The 13,334-nt window shown below is 50.3% G+C and carries 9 protein-coding genes; 3 read left to right on the forward strand and 6 right to left on the reverse strand.

From position 1 onward, the window contains the following. Positions 1–90 precede the first annotated feature (90 nt). Together avtA and WBL83_RS20165 are read right to left on the reverse strand one after the other, a co-directional pair. Positions 91–1,344, reverse strand: coding sequence for a valine--pyruvate transaminase (avtA, locus tag WBL83_RS20160; protein WP_424590794.1), 1,254 nt, complete (start codon positions 1,342–1,344; stop codon positions 91–93). A 202-nt stretch (positions 1,345–1,546) separates the two neighbouring features. Next, on the reverse strand, positions 1,547–3,565 hold the full coding sequence (locus tag WBL83_RS20165) for an alpha-amylase (protein ID WP_424590795.1): 2,019 nt from the start codon (positions 3,563–3,565) through the stop codon (positions 1,547–1,549). 314 nt (positions 3,566–3,879) lie between these two features. Here WBL83_RS20165 and WBL83_RS20170 point away from each other — a divergent pair, with 314 nt between their 5' ends. Next, entirely contained in the window at positions 3,880–4,728 is an 849-nt protein-coding gene (locus WBL83_RS20170) for a protein bax (protein ID WP_424590796.1), read from the forward strand. A gap of 81 nt (positions 4,729–4,809) precedes the next feature. On the opposite strand, the gene xylR is transcribed toward WBL83_RS20170, so the two are convergent. The 4 genes from xylR to xylF all read right to left on the reverse strand — a co-directional run bounded on the left by xylR (position 4,810) and on the right by xylF (position 9,836). Further along, a complete protein-coding gene (xylR, locus tag WBL83_RS20175; protein WP_424590797.1) occupies positions 4,810–5,988 on the reverse strand; it encodes a D-xylose utilization transcriptional activator XylR in 1,179 nt (392 codons plus the stop codon). Positions 5,989–6,084: 96 nt separating this feature from the next. Further along, the gene (gene xylH / locus WBL83_RS20180; RefSeq protein WP_424590798.1) at positions 6,085–7,266 is read right to left on the reverse strand and encodes a xylose ABC transporter permease XylH; all 1,182 of its coding nucleotides are present in this window, start codon (positions 7,264–7,266) and stop codon (positions 6,085–6,087) included. After that, positions 7,244–8,785, reverse strand: a complete 1,542-nt coding sequence (locus WBL83_RS20185) for a xylose ABC transporter ATP-binding protein (RefSeq protein WP_424590799.1) — start codon at positions 8,783–8,785, stop codon at positions 7,244–7,246. Before WBL83_RS20185 ends, xylH begins: the two co-directional genes overlap by 23 nt. A gap of 58 nt (positions 8,786–8,843) precedes the next feature. Next, positions 8,844–9,836 carry a D-xylose ABC transporter substrate-binding protein gene (gene xylF / locus WBL83_RS20190; RefSeq protein WP_424590902.1) on the reverse strand — a complete coding sequence of 331 codons (993 nt, stop codon included), beginning with the start codon at positions 9,834–9,836 and terminating at the stop codon, positions 8,844–8,846. A 376-nt stretch (positions 9,837–10,212) separates the two neighbouring features. On the opposite strand from xylF, the gene xylA reads away from it, so the two are divergent. Beyond that, positions 10,213–11,535: a xylose isomerase gene (gene xylA / locus WBL83_RS20195; RefSeq protein WP_424590800.1), complete on the forward strand. Its 1,323-nt coding sequence runs from the start codon at positions 10,213–10,215 to the stop codon at positions 11,533–11,535. 175 nt (positions 11,536–11,710) lie between these two features. Next, a complete protein-coding gene (gene xylB / locus WBL83_RS20200; protein ID WP_424590801.1) occupies positions 11,711–13,165 on the forward strand; it encodes a xylulokinase in 1,455 nt (484 codons plus the stop codon). Positions 13,166–13,334 lie beyond the last annotated feature (169 nt).

The following is a 13,334-nucleotide window of genomic DNA, read 5'->3' on the forward strand; positions in this document are numbered from 1 at the left end:
GACGCTTCGCTTATCCGACCTACGAAACTGCGTAACGATATATGCTTTTGTAGGGCGGATAAGCGCTAGCGTCATCCGCCATTTCACAAATTACTTCGATTCAGCCCACGCGCGTTCAATCTCTTCAGCCAGAATTTTCACCCCCGCCTCGATTTTCTCCGGCTCCGGCACGTAATTCATACGCATACACTGATGCGTGTGCGGCCAGGGTTTATCCAGCCCCGGGAAGAAATAATCCCCCGGCACCATCAAAACACCCCGTTTTTTCAGGCGCTGATAAAGCAGTTCGGTGGAGATCGGCAGGTCTTTAAACCACAACCACAGGAAAATCGCGCCCTCAGGTTTGTGGATCAGGCAGCGTTCTGGCGACAAATAGCGGCGAATAATCGCAATCGTGTCCTGAACACGCTGGTAATAGAACGGTTTGATCACCGTTTCAGATAAACGCAGCAAATCCTTACGCTTAATCATCTCGCACGCCATCGCCGGGCCAACGCCACCCGGCGCCAGGCTGATGATGCCATTCATATTACTGATAGCTGAGATGATTTTGTCATTGGCAATGATGATGCCGCAACGACTGCCCGGCAGACCCAATTTTGACAGGCTCATGCACAAGATGATGTTTGGATTCCATAGCGGACGGGCTTCGCTGAAAATAATCCCCGGGAACGGAACGCCATAAGCGTTATCAATCACCAGTGGAATACCGTGCTGGTTAGCCAGCGCATCGAGTTTAATCAGCTCTTCATCGGTAATAACGTTGCCCGTCGGGTTGGTCGGGCGTGAGACGCAAATCATGCCGGTATCAGGGCCGATGCGCAGATGTTCAAAGTCTACGTGATATTTAAACTGGCCTTCTGGCAGCAGTTCGATGTTCGGACGTGTCGAGACAAACAGGTCTTCTTCGAGGCCGGAATCGGCATAACCGATGTATTCCGGCGCCAGTGGGAACAACACCTTTTTAGTGCTGCCATCGGCGTAACGGCCCGCGAACAAGTTAAATAAGTAGAAAAACGCACTCTGACTGCCATTTGTCAGTGCAATATTCTGCGCAGTGATATCCCAACCTAATTCTGTGCGCAGCATATCCGCAAGCGCGTCAAGTAACTCACTTTTCCCCTGCGGACCATCGTAATTGCATAGCGCGTCGGTCATTTTCCCGTTTGCCAGCATGTCTGCCAACAGATCCTGGAAGTAGTCATTCATCGCAGGAATTTGCGCAGGATTACCGCCACCGAGCATGATAGCGCCAGGTGTGCGCAGGCCGTCGTTCAAGTCCTCCATCAGGCGTGTAATGCCTGCATGGCGGGTAAATTTGTCGCCGAAAAGTGAAAACGTCATAACGTAAATCTGTCTTTGACCATCAAAAGAGGCTAACCATAACGCCGTAGAAGACGCGGTGCAAACGCATTAAGGATAGCCACTTGTGGTCAATATGCTGTTTGAAATTCATATCCCAGCATTTTATGTCGGATGACGCTGCGCTTATCCGACCTGCAAATATTTAAGTAGGGCGGATAAGCGCAGCGTCATCCGCCATCATTTACTGGTTGCCCGCCCAGACCACCATCACTTTGTCATCTGTCGACTGGCGGCTGAAACCATAGCCCTGCTTCATGCTGAGGGTATTTTGTGTACCCGCGCCAATGGCCGGGTGGCGAGCCCGGAACTGGCTTATTTTCTGCCAGTGCGACAGGGTTGCCAGATTTTGCCCCCAGTTCATATCAGAACGCGTTCCTTGCAGCGGGTCGGAACCGGTTGGGCCAAACGGACGTTCGGTTTCATCACCATAGAAAATCTGCACCGCACCTGGCGCTAACAGCAGCAGTTCCGCAGCACGCTGCCCGCCTTCACGGAACAGGCGTGTATCGTGCGAAGAAAGGTAGCTAAGCACGTTGAAATCCTGCAACTTTGTCGCCATCTGCTGCCAGGTGAGGTCGATATTCGCCAGGCAATCAACCGCTTTTGCCGCTTGTTCCTGATAATCAAAATTGATCATCGCGTCAAAACCGCTGTTGTAGTAATCGCTTTTCATCACCCCATGGCCCCAGGATTCTCCGGTCATCCAGAAAGCGGCGTCATCCAGCTTCTTCTCGGGATGGGCTTTTTTCCATTCCGCCAGCGCACTCACCGACTGCTCTTTCAGTTGCTGCCAGCCCGCTTTCTCAACGTGTTTAGCGGTATCGACACGAAAACCATCAATGCCGTAATCACGCACCCACTGGCTAAGCCAGTGAGTCAGGTAATCGCGCACGGTATAGCCGGTAATTTCTTTGGCATGGGTATCGGGCTTATGACGATAAAACACTGGCAAACCAGCAGCTTGAGTAGATTCAGTTTTCAAATCCGGTAAGAACGCCAGCGACATGGTTAAATCATCAAAACCAGGGGTGTCGTAATCGCCAATATCGGTACGAACCCAATTTTTCCCCCACCAGTTCTGCCAGGCGTTATGGTCGCCGAAGCTGATGTAGTCATTGAAGGAATGCCAGCTTTGGCCCGCTGCAGGCTTCCAGTCGGTCCAGTTTTTCCCCAGCGTTTTAGTCAGCTCGTCACCTTTCAGGTAGAGCGCGCCAAACTGATACTCCTGCATATCCGCAAGGGTGGCGTAGCCGGTGTGGTTCATCACGATATCGAACAAAATACGGATGCCACGCTTGTGGGCTTCATCCACCAGGGTACGCAGTTCGTCCTCAGTGCCCATATTGGCGTCGAGTCTTGTCCAGTCCATGGTGTAGTAACCGTGATAGGCGTAGTGCGGAAAATCACCTTTTGTGCCGCCGCCAACCCAGCCGTGGATTTGTTCCAGCGGTGAGCTTATCCACAAGGCGTTAACGCCCAGTTGCTGCAGATAGTCGAGCTTATGGGTGAGACCGGCGAGGTCACCGCCGTGGAAAGTAGCAATTTCTTGCATGCCATCTTTATGACGACCATAGCTGTTGTCGTTTTTCGGATCGCCATTTTCAAAACGGTCAGTCAGAACAAAGTAGACGGTGGCATTGTGCCAGCTAAACGGCGCAGTCTGTTGCGTGCTGGCTGATTCCAACAATAACAAGCCATTGCTGTTCGCCGCAGGCATCAGGGTTATCTGCCCTTGTTTGACGGTGGCAATCGCACCGCTGTAGAAATCGCGCACCTCACTGCCTTCGGCGAAGGTTTTGCTGACATCAACGGTTAACGCTTTACCGTCCCATTTCGGACACTGTCGGGTGACATCGACCGGTGCAGCTTGCGGCTCACTATTAACGCTCAGGCTAAGCGTGGGCGTGCCACTTCGGGTGTCGATCTGCACCCGATACTCACCTTCACGAAATAAACGCCAGACGGGTGCCTCTCCTTCGCATGGCTTGAGTGAAAGTGCCTGGTTGAGCTTGATGGATTCTGCGGGCTGCCAGCAGGCCTGGTCGAGCTTTAGACTCAGTGGAAGCGTCCCTTTTGCAAGCTTTGCTTCACTGACAAACACGCCTGCAGATTGCTCTTTGAAGGCCGGAATTCCGGAGGCAGTCCACCCGGCTTGTACCAGTCCAGGAAACAGAAGAAACAACAGAGGTAATTTATTCATAGGGTTAAGCCCGCATTTATCTTTTATCCAGTGTGGCACTGTTTTTAATCGTAGAGTTCATCCCAAAAATGGATAGTTGGGGAGGAGATAATAGGGTGAGTGATGGCGGTATCAATTCAGTAAAATATGCGATAACCATCGCAAAATATGACACTTTTTGCCGTCATAAGAAGTTCGTACGTGACATCGTTTCAGAATCGGATTATTTCTTTTGGTGCTCAAGAGGTCTATTTTTGTTAGTATCTGCGTTCACTTTGTTCGAAACCTTTCACGAATAAGGCACTACAGACGCAACGATCCGACCAGGAGTTCTAATGATATCAACCCCAATCCGACGATTTGGGGCTGCGATACTTATGTTACTGACCTTCAGTTTTTCAACTGGGGTATTAGCAAGTAAACATGAGCCAAAATCGCATAAAGCCCATTTAGTTAAGACTAAAAGTACTGCGACAAAAAGCACGAATACACAAAGTAAGAAACTGGCAAGTAGTAAAAAAGAGTATTCTCGCAATAGTGAAATTGCATCGCTCCCTGATTTGCGAAAATACCCTTCCGGAACACCTCGAAAAAAAGCGTTTCTCCGGACGGTCATGCCATATATTACTAGTCAAAATGCAGCGATCACTGCTGAGCGTAACTGGTTGGTTTCAAAGCAGTATGAGAAACGCTGGTCACCTTCAGAACGTGCGCGTCTGAAAGATATTACCCAACGCTATAAAATTGCGTGGAACGGTAATACCAGAAGCGTGCCGTGGAATACGCTGATGGAAAAAGTCGACATCATTCCTACCAATATGGTGGCAACGATGGCCGCAGCCGAGAGTGGCTGGGGTACGTCTAAACTCGCGCGTAGCAATAACAACTTGTTTGGCATGAAGTGCAGCAAGCGCCATTGCAATAGCGAGCCTGGCAAAGTAAAAGGCTATTTGCATTACGATTCAGTTAAAGAAGGCGTTAACTCTTACGTAACAAATTTGAATACGCACCCGGCCTATAAATCTTTCCGTAAATCGCGTGCTCAATTGCGTAAAGCGGATCAAGAAGTGACGGCCAGCAATATGATTCATAAGCTGAAAGGGTATTCCACAAAGGGTAGTAGCTATAACAACTACCTATTTGCGATGTACCAAACTAATCAGCGTTTTATGACAACGAACTAAATAACTAAAAATAAATTGTTAATAATAAGTAATAATTTACGCCTTCAAATTGAAGGCGTTTTTTTTATTAAATATCAGAATTCAAACCAATATCTCACTGTACCGCTCCCGATGTTCCTTCGGCGTCGCGTCATACTCTTTTTTGAAGACAGAATAGAAATACTGCAACGAAGGATAGCCGCACATTTGCGATATTTCGTTAATAGACAACGACGTAGAAACCAGCAAGCTGCGCGCCTTTTCGAGCTTTTCAGCGTGAATCATGGCATGAATGGTTTCGCCAACTTCCTCTTTAAAACGCTTCTCAAGGTTTGACCGCGAGATCCCAACCGCATCCAGCACCTGTTCCACTTTTATCCCTTTGCAAGCGTGATTACGGATGTAATGCATCGCCTGGATGACAGCAGGATCGTGCAAAGAGCGGTAATCCGTTGAGCGACGTTCCACAACCCGCACCGGTGGCACCAGAACTCGTTGCAAAGCGAGCGGCTCGTTATCTAACAGACGATGCAGCAGTTTGGCAGCCTGATAACCCATTTGCCGCGTACCCTGCGCCACGGATGAAAGAGCCACCCGCGATAAATAGCGCGTGAGTTCTTCATTATCGATTCCGATCACACACAGCTTTTCCGGCACCGGAATATGCAGATGCTCGCAAACTTGCAGCAGATGGCGCGCACGCGCATCGGTCACCGCAATAATCCCGGTCTGTGGAGGCAGCGTTTGCACCCAATCAGCCAGACGATTTTGCGCGTGTTGCCAGTTTTCTGGCGCAGTTTCTATTCCCTGATAAACCACTCCACGATATTTTTCCTTCGCCACCAGTTGGTTAAAGGCATATTCACGCTCCATCGCCCAACGTTTGCCGCTGGAGGTGGGCAAACCATAGAACGCAAAACGCTGAACGCCCTTCTCCTTGAGATGTAAAAATGCACTTTCCACTAGCGCGTGGTTATCAGTGGCAATGTAATGCACGGGCGGATAGTGATCGGGCAAATGATAGGAGCCTCCGACGCCGACAATGGGCACTTCGGCGCCCGCTAATAAGCGCTGAATTTCTGCGTCATCGAAATCGGCAATGACTCCATCACCCAAACACTCTTTAATGTTATCGATACGAGCACGGAAATCTTCTTCAATAAAAATGTCCCACTCAGATTGAGACGCCTGCAAATATTCGCCGACCCCTTCCACCACCTGGCGGTCGTAGGCTTTATTGGCATTGAATAACAACGTAATGCGATGACGTTTCTCAAACATGCTTTATGTTTCCTGAAAAAAAACCCGTATGTGCAATACCATAATTGCAAAAGTGCCGGGTAATCTTCCCCCGGCACTGTGATCATTTGCACAGTCTTACGCTCTGCGTTTGGTCGCCGAATCCATCCATACCGCCAGCAACAAAATCGCGCCTTTGACGATGTACTGCCAGAACGTGGGTACATCCATCATGCTCATGCCGTTATCCAGAGAAGCCATGATAAATGCCCCCATCACCGCACCGGCAACACTCCCTACGCCACCCGCAAGGCTGGTGCCGCCAATCACACATGCAGCTATGGCATCGAGTTCAGCAATGTTCCCGGCTGATGGAGAGCCAGCCCCCAAACGTGAGCTAAGAATCAACCCGGCAATCGCCACCATCAGACCATTAATGGCAAAGACCGCCAGTTTGGTGCGCTCAACATTAATACCAGAAAGTCGTGCCGCTTCGATATTGCCGCCAATCGCATAAATACGCCGACCAAATGCGGTGCGGGTCGCCATAAACATGCCTGCCAACAGTAATAACGTCAGAAGCAGTACGGGGGTTGGCACACCGCGATAATCATTGAGCAACCAGATTGCCCCTAACACGATGACCGCCGTGATGGCCTGGCGCCCAACAACGCCTGTCGAGGCAGGTGTTGCCAGTCCCAACCCCTGACGTCGGGTACGCATCCGCCATTGCCAGGCAACAAACACCACCAGTCCCAGGGTGCCGATACCAAAGCCAATTCCGTCCGGGAGATAGCTTTGTCCAATTTGCGACATTGCGGCGCTGGTTGGCGAAACGGTGGTGCCGTTAGTAATGCCTATCAGCACACCGCGAAACGCCAGCATTCCGGCAAGAGTGACAATAAACGAAGGGACTTTGCGATAAGCCACCCACCAACCGTTCCATGCCCCGAGAACCAGGCCAAGGGCCAGTGTCACGACGATAGTCAGCGGTAACGGCCAGCCTAACCAGACATCAAAAATCGCCGCCACTCCGCCCAACAACCCCATCATCGAGCCAACAGAAAGGTCAATTTCTGCAGAGATAATGACGAATACCATGCCAACCGCCAGGATCCCGGTAATGGCCGTCTGGCGCAGTAAGTTGGAAACGTTCCTGGCACTGAGATATGCACCATCGGTAGTCCAGGTGAAAAACAGCATGATCACCACAATCGCGGCAATCATGACAAAAACCTGTAGATTAAGCGCCCGCAACCCCGCCAAAGGAGAAGCTGCTGGTGCCGTGAGTTTCAGTTCAGACGGGTTGCTTTTCGACATGCTTTTCGCTCCTCAGTGCGGCTTCCATAACCTGTTCCTGGGTCAAATTGTTGTTAATCAGGTCGGCTTTGATTCGCCCCTCGTGCATCACCAGCACGCGGTCGCTTAGACCGAGTACTTCCGGCAATTCAGATGAGATAACAATCACCGCAATGCCTTGCTGCACCAGTTGGTTGATAAGTTTGTAGATTTCATATTTCGCGCCGATATCAATGCCACGCGTGGGTTCATCCAGAATCAGAATGCGCGGATTGAGCAGCAGACAACGCGCCAGAATCGCTTTTTGCTGATTGCCTCCGCTCAGGCGGCCAATAGCCAGCTCAGGCGATGAAGTTTTCACTTTTAGTCGCTGAATGGATTGCAGGATGCAGTTTTGTTCTGCGGCATCATCGAGATGAGTTAACGCTCCAGAAAACTGGTTTAGTGCAGCAAGCGTGATGTTTTGCCCGACTGCCATAACCGGCACGATGCCGTCTTTTTTGCGATCTTCAGGCACCATCGCAATCCCATGGGCGATAGCTTGCTGGCAGTTATTGATAGCGACTTGTTGATTATCAATGAAAATTCGGCCTTCAGATTTACCCGGCCAGACACCAAATAAGCACTGCACCGCTTCGGTTCGCCCCGCGCCTACCAGCCCTGCAATCCCCAGAATTTCGCCTTTATGCAGTGAAAACGAAATGTCGTTCACCCGTTTGATTTGGCGGTTTACCGGATGCCAGGCAGTGAGATGCTCAACACGCAGAATTTCATCACCCATCTGGTGTGGCTCATTGGGGTAAAGTGCCGTAAGTTCGCGCCCAACCATCATGGTGATAATGTCTTCTTCACGAAGCAGCGCCGCATCACGGGTCCCGATGTGTTGACCGTCGCGAATGACGCAGATGGTGTCGGAAATCGCTTTCACTTCATTGAGCTTGTGGGAGATATAAACACAGGCGATGCCGTGCGCTTGCAGGTCGCGAATAATCCCCAGCAGAACAGCCGTTTCTTGCTCGGTTAACGAAGCGGTTGGCTCATCTAAAATCAGCAGACGCACTTGTTTATTCAATGCCTTAGCAATTTCGACCAGCTGTTGCTGCCCAAGCCCCAGCGACCCCACGCGCGTATCAGGAGAAATATTTAAGCTCACCTGCGCGAGTAGCTTTTGGCAACGAAGCGTCATGCTGTCGTAGTCCAGTACGCCATGCCGCGACATCTCGGCGCCAAGGAAAATATTCTCCAGCACCGTCAAATGCTTAACCAGTGCCAGCTCCTGGTGAATGATCGCAATACCTTTGCGCTCGGTATCGCGGATATGGCTCGCCTGAAGTTTTTCTCCGGCAAACCAAATTTCCCCCTCGTAGCTGCCGAAAGGATAAATCCCGCACAGGACTTTCATCAGCGTGGATTTACCGGAGCCGTTCTCGCCACACAGCGACATCACTTCACCGGAATCAACGGACAGACTGACACTATCAACCGCCTTCACGACGCCGAAAGTCTTGGTGATATTTTTCATTTCCAGTAAACAAGGCATAGCGACTCCTTAACCTGTTTTAAGGGTATTGCCCGTGGTAAACCACGGGCGCAGTAGGCTATAGCTCGTTTTTCTTATGGAAACCGTCTGCCACAACGGTGCTGTCGATATTGGCTTTATCGACTTCGATTGGGGTCAAAAGGCGTGACGGGACATCTTTAACGCCGTTATTAAGCATGGCATCTGAAGCGGGTTGCTTACCTTCGCCTAATTCCACGGCAATTTCGGCAGCGGTATTCGCAAGCTTGGTGATGGGCTTATAAACCGTCATAGTCTGCGTACCGGCAATAATACGTTTCACCCCGGCTAAATCTGCGTCCTGGCCGGAAATCGCCACTTTGCCTGCCAGCCCCTGGGCACTTAATGCCTGGATTGCGCCACCTGCCGTCGCATCGTTTGACGCCACCACTGCATCAATTTTATTGTTATTCGCTGTCAGCGCATTTTCCATGATTTTCAATGCGTTTTCAGGCAACCAACCATCAGCCCATTGATCGCCGACGACTTTTATTTTCCCGCTATCAATATAGGGTTTTAATACCTTCATCTGCCCTTCGCGGAATAACTTAGCATTATTATCAACAGGTGAGCCGCCCATCAAAAAATAATTACCAGAAGGGACTTTATTAACAATACTTTGCGCTTGAAGCTCACCGACTTTTTCATTATCAAAGGAAATATAATAATCAATATCGGCATTATTAATCATGCGATCGTAAGCTAATACTTTTATCCCCTCTCTTTTGGCTTCCGCAATCACGTTGCTTAATACTTGCCCGTTGTAAGGAATAATGACCAGCACATCCACACCACGGTTGATCATGTTTTCTATTTGCGACATTTGCGTTTCTTCGTTGCCATTAGCGGACTGAACAAAGACTTTCGCCCCCAGAGATTCGGCTTTCTTAACAAAAATATCGCGGTCTTTCTGCCAGCGTTCGAGACGTAAATCATCGATTGCCATGCCGATCTTAACTTCTTTTGCGATGCTGCAGGTACTGGTTAGAACGAGTGAGGCACACAACGTTAGTAAGAGGTTCTTAATCTTCATTCTCATTTTTTTATACCTGTGTAGGGTGGGATAAATCGGATTAAAAATTATTAACAACTGTTGACCGGGGGAATTGTTATCTGTGATTGCCATTCCAGCAATTACAGATTTTTATCTTCTCATTATGTTTTTTGGTTTAATTGTTAATTTATGATGGCGATCGTCTTTTAATTTAACAATCTCATTCCTTGCAATATTTATTGGAATAACGCTCGAGATGTTTCTTTGATTAATTTCAGCCTTTTTTGCGAGGCAGCGCACATTTGAGCATTCTCTTAATCGCAGTGTGAAATAACGTAATTGAGCAAACTCCAGGGAAAATACAGGATGGTTACAGAATCGCTTACTTGCTATACCAAAAATGACGGAGTCAATTATGCAAGCCTATTTCGACCAACTTGAACGTGTACGTTTTGAAGGCCCTAAAACCGCTAACCCGCTGGCATTTCGACACTACAACCCAGACGAAATCGTGCTGGGCAAACGTATGGAAGAACACCTGCGTTTTGCTGCTTGTTACTGGCATAACTTCTGTTGGAATGGGGCAGATATGTTTGGTGCCGGTTCCTTTGAACGTCCGTGGCAGCAAGCAGGCGACGCATTAGGTCTGGCAAAACTAAAAGCGGATGTGGCCTTCGAATTCTTCCACAAGCTGAACGTTCCGTATTACTGCTTCCACGATGTGGACGTTTCTCCAGAAGGGGCGTCACTGAAAGAGTACCTGAATAATTTCGCGAAAATGACCGAAGTGCTGGCGCAAAAACAGCAGGAAAGCGGCGTGAAATTGCTGTGGGGTACCGCCAACTGCTTTACCAATCCGCGTTATGGCGCCGGTGCGGCGACCAGTCCAGACCCGGAAATCTTCTCCTGGGCGGCAACACAAGTCGTTACCGCGATGAATGCGACTCACCAATTGGGTGGCGAAAACTATGTGCTGTGGGGCGGTCGTGAAGGCTACGAATCCCTGCTCAATACCGATTTGCGTCAGGAGCGTGAGCAAATTGGCCGCTTCTTACAGATGGTGGTTGAGCACAAACACAAAATTGGTTTCCGTGGCACGTTGCTTATTGAACCAAAACCGCAAGAACCAACCAAGCATCAATACGATTACGATGTTGCGACGGTCTACGGTTTCCTGAAGCAGTTTGGTCTGGAAAAAGAGATCAAAGTAAACATTGAAGCGAACCACGCGACACTCGCGGGCCACTCTTTCCATCATGAAATCGCCAGCGCCATTGCCCTGGGGATCTTTGGTTCCGTCGATGCCAACCGTGGCGACCCGCAACTGGGTTGGGATACAGACCAGTTCCCGAACAGCGTGGAAGAAAACTCGCTGATAATGTACGAAATCCTGAAAGCAGGCGGTTTCACCACGGGCGGCCTGAACTTTGACGCCAAAGTTCGTCGTCAGAGTACCGATAAATATGACCTGTTCTATGGCCACATCGGTGCGATGGATGTGATGGCGCTTTCGCTGAAAATTGCTGCACGCATGATTGAAGATGGCGAGCTGGATAAACGCGTTGCGAAGCGTTATGCCGGTTGGAATGGTGAACTTGGCCAGCAAATTCTGAAAGGCCAAATGTCACTTTCACAAATTGCGCAGTACGCTGAACAACATGACCTGAATCCGCAGCATCAGAGCGGTCGCCAGGAGTTGCTGGAAAACCTGGTGAATCATTATCTGTTCGACAAATAAATTTAAGCCATGACCAATGTGGTGGGTGGCGCTAACGCTTATCCACCCTACGAAATACTTTTGTAGGTCGGGCAAGCGTAGCACCCCCGACAATGCTGTTGCAAAAGGGTGGATGACGCTAACGCTCATCCACCCTACTATTTCGAAACCAAACCTCTTGCAAGGAACGGCCACTATGTATATCGGAATCGATCTCGGCACCTCGGGTGTTAAAGCGATTTTGCTCGGAGAGCAAGGCGAGGTGCTGGCAACACGCACTGAAACGCTGACGGTGTCTCGTCCGCATCCGTTATGGTCGGAGCAAGATCCAGAGCACTGGTGGCAAGCAACAGACCGTGCCATGAAAGCACTCGGCGAACAGCATTCTCTAAAGGATGTAAAAGCGCTGGGGATTGCGGGGCAAATGCACGGCGCAACATTACTGGATAACCAGCAGAACGTTTTACGCCCGGCGATTTTGTGGAACGACGGACGTTGTGGAGAAGAGTGCGCCTTGCTGGAAGCAAGCGTACCGAACTCTCGTGAAATTACTGGCAACCTGATGATGCCGGGCTTTACCGCGCCAAAACTGCTTTGGGTGAAGCGCCACGAGCCTGAGGTTTTCGCGCAGATCGATAAAGTGCTGTTACCGAAGGATTATCTGCGATTGCGGATGTGCGGTGTTTTTGCCAGCGATATGTCCGATGCGGCAGGCACCATGTGGCTGGATGTGGCGAAGCGAGACTGGAGCGATAAAATGCTCGATGCATGTCAGTTGAGCCGCAAGCAAATGCCTGATTTATACGAAGGATGTGAAGTTACCGGCAACTTGAAAGCCGATGTCGCACAGGCGTGGAATATGCCTGCAGTACCGGTAGTGGCAGGCGGTGGCGATAACGCCGCGGGTGCCGTCGGTGTCGGCATGATGGATATTGGGCAGGCGATGTTATCGCTGGGTACCTCAGGCGTTTACTTCGCGGTCAGCGATGGTTTTCGCAGTAAACCGGAAAGTGCCGTCCACAGCTTCTGCCACGCTTTACCCGATCGCTGGCATCTCATGTCGGTGATGCTTAGCGCCGCATCGTGTCTCGATTGGGCCGCGAAATTAACGGGCCTGGGTAGCGTTCCGGCATTGCTGGAAGCCGCTGAAAATTCTAATGACGATGCGGGAGATGTCTGGTTCCTGCCGTATCTGTCTGGTGAGCGCACTCCGCACAATAATCCGCAAGCAAAAGGCGTTTTCTTTGGCCTGACTCATCAGCATGGACCAGCAGAACTGGCTCGCGCAGTGCTGGAAGGTGTGGGTTATGCATTAGCGGACGGGATGGATGTGGTGCATTCGTGCGGAGTCACGCCGCAAAGTGTCACGCTGATTGGAGGCGGTGCGCGTAGCCCGTACTGGCGGCAAATGCTGGCGGATATCAGTGGGCAAACGCTGGATTATCGTACGGGTGGGGATGTCGGTCCGGCGCTTGGCGCGGCTCGTCTGGCGCAAATCGCGATGTCGCCGGAGAAACCTCTACAAGCGTTGCTGCCGCAGTTACCGCTTGAGCAACAACATAAGCCAGACATGGCACGACATGAGCGCTATCAAGGGCGTCGTAAAGTGTTTAACCAGATTTATCAGCAGTTGTTGCCGCTGATGTCGTGAGTTTTATCTCTTCAAAAGCATGACGCTCTGGGTTTCCAGAGCGTCAGATTAATGTCGGATGACGCTGCGCTTATCCGACCTACGAATGCCATCATATAATCGTCATTACGCAGCCGTAGGGTGGATAAGCGCAGCGCTTATCCGACCTACAAATGCCATCATACAATCG

Source organism: Buttiauxella sp., from assembly GCF_049686335.1.
Lineage (GTDB): Bacteria > Pseudomonadota > Gammaproteobacteria > Enterobacterales > Enterobacteriaceae > Buttiauxella.

Coding starts and splice junctions, on each gene's coding strand:
- avtA (WP_424590794.1), bottom strand. CDS start 1,344: ATGACGTTTTCACTTTTCGGCGACAAATTTACCCGCCATGCAGGCATT.
- WBL83_RS20165 (WP_424590795.1), bottom strand. CDS start 3,565: ATGAATAAATTACCTCTGTTGTTTCTTCTGTTTCCTGGACTGGTACAA.
- WBL83_RS20170 (WP_424590796.1), top strand. CDS start 3,880: ATGATATCAACCCCAATCCGACGATTTGGGGCTGCGATACTTATGTTA.
- xylR (WP_424590797.1), bottom strand. CDS start 5,988: ATGTTTGAGAAACGTCATCGCATTACGTTGTTATTCAATGCCAATAAA.
- xylH (WP_424590798.1), bottom strand. CDS start 7,266: ATGTCGAAAAGCAACCCGTCTGAACTGAAACTCACGGCACCAGCAGCT.
- WBL83_RS20185 (WP_424590799.1), bottom strand. CDS start 8,785: ATGCCTTGTTTACTGGAAATGAAAAATATCACCAAGACTTTCGGCGTC.
- xylF (WP_424590902.1), bottom strand. CDS start 9,836: ATGAAGATTAAGAACCTCTTACTAACGTTGTGTGCCTCACTCGTTCTA.
- xylA (WP_424590800.1), top strand. CDS start 10,213: ATGCAAGCCTATTTCGACCAACTTGAACGTGTACGTTTTGAAGGCCCT.
- xylB (WP_424590801.1), top strand. CDS start 11,711: ATGTATATCGGAATCGATCTCGGCACCTCGGGTGTTAAAGCGATTTTG.